At 73.9% G+C, this 5883-nt stretch carries 5 protein-coding genes; all 5 read right to left on the reverse strand.

Going from position 1 to position 5883, the window contains the following annotated elements; all coding sequences use genetic code 11:
* Nucleotides 1-393 precede the first annotated feature (393 nt).
* Entirely contained in the window at nucleotides 394-2430 is a 2037-nt protein-coding gene (locus MTQ10_RS26975; protein ID WP_247472817.1) for a ricin-type beta-trefoil lectin domain protein, read from the reverse strand.
* A 304-nt stretch (nucleotides 2431-2734) separates the two neighbouring features.
* Nucleotides 2735-3703 (reverse strand): aldo/keto reductase, encoded by a 969-nt coding sequence (locus MTQ10_RS26980; RefSeq protein WP_247472819.1) that lies wholly within the window; start codon nucleotides 3701-3703, stop codon nucleotides 2735-2737.
* 172 nt (nucleotides 3704-3875) lie between these two features.
* Complete coding sequence (locus MTQ10_RS26985) at nucleotides 3876-4439, reverse strand: flavoprotein (RefSeq protein WP_247472821.1); 564 nt, start codon at nucleotides 4437-4439, stop codon at nucleotides 3876-3878.
* Nucleotides 4440-4505: 66 nt separating this feature from the next.
* Entirely contained in the window at nucleotides 4506-4736 is a 231-nt protein-coding gene (locus MTQ10_RS26990; RefSeq protein ID WP_247472822.1) for a ferredoxin, read from the reverse strand.
* Nucleotides 4737-4749: 13 nt separating this feature from the next.
* Nucleotides 4750-5883: cytochrome P450 (locus MTQ10_RS26995; RefSeq protein ID WP_247472824.1), on the reverse strand; the 1134-nt coding region annotated here is incomplete at its 5' end.

Below are 5883 nucleotides of genomic sequence, written 5' to 3' on the forward strand. Positions count from 1 at the left end.
CGCCCGCAGCGTGCGGCGAAAACGCAGAGCAAGGATCTGAGGGACAGGGCGTCGCACCGAGGACGGACACCCCCCGGCGCGGCCCCGACCCCACCACCGGACAGCCGGCGCCACCGCAACCACCCACCCACACCAGCGGGCCGCCGCAGGCCTTCAGGGGCGCGGGGAACTGCGCGAACACCCCCCACCGGCCCGCAGGTGAAAACGATGCCCCAGGCACACACAAGGGGCGCGGGGAACTGCGCGAACACCCCCCACCGGGCCGCGGTGAACAACGAAACCGCACGCACCCCAAAGGGGGCGCGGGGAACTGCGCAGAGCGGCGTCACCGGCACGCCGGTGGCAAAGGGGGCGCGGGGAACTGCGCGGACCCGCGCCCCGCGGGCGCCGGGGTCAGCCCCCGCCCACTCCCCACGTGACGACCGCCATCTGCAACTCCGGCGCCGACGTGTCGACCGTCCACCGCTGTGCCGGATCGTCCGCCCGGTTCTTCAGCACCAGCGCCCCCGACCCGTCCGTCGCCGCCGGTGTCAGGGCGAGGTCCTGGTGCCCGCGCGGTATGAGCACGCCCTGCAGGGTGAAGTCGTAGCGGACCTCCTTGCCGCCCGGCTGCCCGGCGCCGGCGCAAGGTGCGAGGCGAACCGAGTAGCCGAGCCGCGAGTCGAGGCAGAGCGTGGGCGCGGCGACACTGCGCAGCAGGCCGTCGGGGTCGTACGACCACTGCTGTGCCGCCGCCGGGGAGCAGGTGGCGAGCCGGGTCTCGGCGCCCTCGCCGGGCCGGCCGCCGGCGATGTCGACGCAGAGCCCGGAGGCGGTGTTGTGGAGCCGTCCGACCAGCGCCGTCTTGGCGGTGCCGCCGCTGCCGATCCAGGAGGGCGACTCGGTGGCGGTGGCCGACCCCGGGGTGGTGCCGGCGGCCTGGCCGCCCTTGGCGCCGTTGCCGTTCCCGCCGTCGCCTTCGTCGGCGCCGGCGGACCACAGCACCAGCGGCAGGGCGATGAGCCCGCTCACGGCGGACACGGCGAGGGCGAGGTTGCGGCGCCGGACGGCTCGGGCCCGCTGCACGGCTCTGCGGGACAGTACGCGGGGGCCGCCGCTGTTCCGGCCGGCGCCGGGGCCGGAGGGGCTGCCGGTGCCGTGGAGGGAGGCGGACAGCGCGCCGAGCCGGTCCCCGGCGCGTTCCGCGACGCGCCGCCCGGCGGAGACCGCGGCGGCCCGCCAGCGGGGTGCGGGGCCGGTCCGGCGGCGGTCGGCGGGCGCGTCAGCGGCATGCGCTGCGGGCTGCGGGGCCGGTCCTGCCGGGTCGGCCGCGTGGTGGCCCGGCGTGGACGCCGTGGTGGCCGCCGCAGCGCGGGCCGGATCGGCGGCGGGGCCCCACTCCTGTGCCGGACCGCCCGTGCCCGTGCCGGCTTCGGGTCCGGTGAAGCCCCAGGCTCCGGCCGTACCGGCGGCGCCGCTGTCCGGCGTGCCGCCCGCGGCGTTCCAGGCTCCGGCCGCGCCGACGGCGGGGCCGGCCTCCGGGTCCGGCCCCCAGGCCTCGGCCGTGCCGAATCTCGCCTGCGCGGCGGTCTCCGGGGCGGCGTCCGTCCCGTCGTACGCCGCTTCCTGCGCGTCGCTCTCGCCCAGGGCGCTGGTCAGCCGGGCCGTGACATAGTCGCGGGCCGCCCAGCCGAGGACCGCCTCCGCGAGGGCGAAGCCCAGCGAGCCGTGGAACTGGGCCAGTTGGTCGGCGGTGTACCGGCAGTGCCCGCAGCGGTCGAGGTGGCGGCGCAGGTCGGGGTCGCTGGCGGTGCCGCCGCGGCGGTAGGTGACGTCGAGCAGGCGCAGGAAGCGCCGGCATTCCTCGTCGGGCGCGGACTCGCGATGAACCTGCAGCACCTCTGCGCGCAGTCGTTCGCGGGCCCGCTGAAGTTCGATGCGTGCGGTTTCCTCGTCCAGGCCGAGCAGTGCGGCCGGGATCAGGGGTGGTTCGGCCTCCACCTCGGCGTGCCACAGCACGCAGCGGGCGGTCTGCGGCATCCGCTGGAAGGCCTGGGCGAGGGTCTGGCGGTGGGACGGCGGCAGGAGCCGGGCGGAGGCCGGCCCGGAGGCGTGGTCGGTGGTGCGCAGGGCCGGGTGGAGGAGTTCCCGGCGGCCGTCGGCGTCCCATTCGGCGGCGATTCGGCCGACCGTCACCAGCAGATGGGGGCGCCAGGCGGAACTCGGCCCGTCCTGCCGCAGGGCCTCGCCGAACAGCCGGGTGAAGGCGGCCGTGGTCAGCATGCCCGCGGCGCGCCCGGTGTCGGTGCACAGCCGGGCGTAGGCGAAGGCGGCGGCCCAGTGCCGGTCGAGGAGTTCGCCCACGGGATGGACCGCGGGGGTGCCGCCTGTCCACTTCTTCAGCTGTGCGCTCAGCTGTGCGTCGGTGGCACTGTACGGGGGCACCGGCATCGACGAATTCGACGAGCCGGTGGGGCCAACGGTATTCACGGCGGTATTTCCTCCGAGAGCAGCGGCAGAAGTCCGTACCAAGGACAGGGGCTGCTCTTGTGAAACATGGGGGGTGGACGAGACCCGCCTCACATTGGCACATGCCAGGGAGGCGGAACAAGAGACCTCCCAGAATCATGCATTACGCGACGGCCACCGTAATTTGACTTCGCGTCAATCAGGAATTGGAAGCGGGATTGCCGCCGGGCCGGTGCGCGGCGGCAATCCCGTGGCCCCGCAAAATCTCATGCCCAAAGAAAAGGGGTCAGTGCCCGGCGACGGGGTGGGGTGTGTACGGGGCCTGGAGTTCCTCGATCTGCTTCTCGGTGAGCCGGAGTTCGACGGCGGCGACGGCGTCCGTGATGTGCTGCGGCTTGGACGCCCCGACGATGGGGGCGGTCACGGTGTCCTGGTGCAGCAGCCAGGCGAGCGCCACCTGTGCGCGGGGCACGCCGCGCTCCTGCGCGATCCGGGTGACGGTCTCGACGACGGCCTGGTCGCCTTCCAGGTAGAGGGTGCTGCCGAAGGCGTCGGTGGCGCTGCGGCCGGTGGTGGTGCCCCAGTCCCGGGTGAGCCGTCCGCGGGCGAGCGGGCTCCAGGGCAGTACGCCCACGCCCAGGTCGGCGCAGAGCGGCAGCATCTCGCGCTCCTCCTCGCGGTAGAGGAGGTTGTAATGGTTCTGCATGGAGACGAACGTGGTCCAGCCGTGCAGCAGGGCCGTGTACTGCATCTTGGAGAACTGCCACGCGTACATCGAACTCGCCCCGATGTATCGCACCTTGCCGGCCTTCACGAGGTCGTGGAGTGCCTCCATGGTCTCCTCGACCGGGGTGTCGGGGTCGAACCGGTGGATCTGGTACAGGTCGACATAGTCGGTGCCCAGCCGGGCGAGGCTGTGGTCGATCTCCGTCATGATCGCCTTGCGGGACAGTCCGGCTCCGTTGGGGCCGGGCCGCATCCGGCCGTGGACCTTCGTCGCGATGACGATCTCGTCGCGGCGGGCGAAGTCCCGCAGCGCCTTGCCGATGATCTCCTCGCTGGTGCCGTCGGAGTAGACGTTGGCGGTGTCGAAGAAGGTGATGCCGGCCTCGAGCGCCTGCCGGATCAGGGGGCGCGCGGCGTCCTCGTCGAGGGTCCACTCGTGGGTGCCGCGGTCCGGCACGCCGTAGGTCATGCAGCCCAGACAGATCCGTGACACGTCCAGGCCCGTCGAACCGAGCTTCACGTACTGCATCGTCGCTGCTCCTGCCGTAGTTCGGTTGCACTGCGAGCCTATGCGCTCGCGTGCGCCGGCCTCCGGTTCCGCGGCGCGGTGCCGCCGCCGCTCGGGGCCGACGATCGGGGCCGCCGCTCGGGCCGTTCGGTCGGGGCGGCTCGGTCTCGGACGCCGGGTCTCCGTTGCTCGGTCACGGTTGTTCGACGAGGTCCAGTGCCTGCTTCCAGTCGAACTCCGGGCGTACGCCGTGCTCGTCGGGCTCGCCGGTGAAGCGGGCGGCGAAGCGGACACCCATGCCGCGCAGACGGGCCACGCTGTCCCGGTACGCGGGGTGCGCGGCGAGAGCGTCGGCGACGCAGGGCAGCGCCGCCACCGGGACGCCGAGGCCTGCCGCCTCGCAGAGGGTCGCCACGGCGAGGGTGTCGGCGAGGCCCTGCGCCCACTTGTTGACGGTGTTGAAGGTCGCGGGCGCCACCACGACCGCGTCGGGCGGCGGGAAGGGCCGGGGGTCGCCGGGGCGGCGCCAGGCGGAACGTATCGGGCGTCCGCTCAGCGCCTCGACCCGGGCGGTGTCGAAGAACCCGTTCAGCGCGGTGGGTGTGGCGAACACCCCCGTCTCCCAGCCGCGTTGCCGCGCGGCTCCGATCAGCTCGCCGACCCCGGAGGCGACACCGGCCGCGCATACGACGACATAGAGGAAGCGTGTGTCCCGGTCCGGGTCCCCCGGCCGACGGTCCACCGTACGATCACTCACCCTCCGCACCCTACTGAAACGCCCCGGCCGCGGGCCGCCGCCCTCGGAGGGCGGCCTCCGGCCCGGTCAGGGCCTCGCTTCCGGCGGGCCCTGCGGTCCGGTCACCTTGATCGCGCCCACCGGGCAGGCCCGTGCCGCCTCCCGGACCGTCGGATCGGCGCCGGGGTCCGGGTGACCGTGCCGGAGTGTGCTGAACCCGTCGTCGTCCTGGACGAAGACGGCCGGTGCGGCGAGGGCGCACTGTCCCGCGCCGATGCAGACGTCCCGGTCGACGGCGACGCGCGTGCTCGTGTCCATGGACCGCACCCTCCTACCAGGCCACGGGGAGTTCCAGCATCCCCTGGATGGTGTCGCCGGGTTTGAACGGGATCTCCTCGGCGGGGACGGCCAGACGCAGGCCGGGCAGCCGCTCGAGGAGTGTGCGCAGCGCGATCTCCAGTTCGGCGCGGGCGAGGTTCTGTCCGAGGCACTGGTGGATGCCGAAGCCGAAGGCGACGTGGTGGCGGGCCGGACGGTGGAAGTCCAGGGCGTCGGGGTCGGGGTACACGCTGTCGTCCCGGTTGATCAGCGACGTCGAGAAGAGGACCCCTTCTCCGGCGCTGATCACCGTCCCGTCCACCTCGATGTCCTCGGTGGCGACCCGCAGCAGCCCGTCGGCGATGGACAGCATCCGCAGCAGTTCCTCGACGGCCGCCGGTACGAGGGAGGGGTCCCGGCGCAGCTCGGCCGACCGCTGCGGGTTCCGGAGCAGGGTGAAGGTGCCGAGGGAGATCATGTTGGCGGTCGTCTCGTGTCCGGCGACCAGCAGGATCACCGCCAGGTCGACGAGATCGGCCCGGTCCTGGGGGCTCTGGTCGGGCTGCCCGTGGACGAGTTCGTCGAGGACGCCGTCGCCGCGGGGGCCGGTGCGCTTGCGGTCGATCAGGGTGCCGAGGTACTCCTCCAGGCTGCGTCGTGCCGCCATGCTGTCGGCGCCGGTCGGGCCGCGCAGCAGCCGACGGGACTGCTCCTCGAAGAACTCGTGGTCGGCGTACGGCACGCCCAGGAGGGCGCAGATCACCATGGACGGCACCGGCAGCGCGAACGCGGCGACCAGGTCGGCCGGCGGGCCCTGCGCGATCATCGCGTCGAGGCGTCCGTCGACGATGCGCTGGATCTCGGGGCGCAGGGCGTTGGCGCGCTGGAGCGTGAAGCGCGGGGCGAGCCTGCGGCGTTGGGCGCGGTGCTCGGGGTCGTCGACGCCGAGCAGGGCGATGCGGCGGCGGCCTGCGGCGTCGAAGCGGGCGGTGGTCGCCGGGAAGCGGGGGTCGGTGCGGTCGCTCGACAGGCGGGGGTCCGCGAGCAGGGCGCGGGCCGCGGCGTGGCCGGTGACCAGCCAGACCTGGCGGCCGTCGAAGAGGGTGACGCGGGCCAGGGGGCGGGCGGCGCGCAGCGGGTCGTAGGC

It is taken from the genome of Streptomyces sp. XM83C (assembly GCF_023072675.1).
Taxonomy (GTDB): Bacteria; Actinomycetota; Actinomycetes; order Streptomycetales; family Streptomycetaceae; genus Streptomyces; species Streptomyces thermocoprophilus.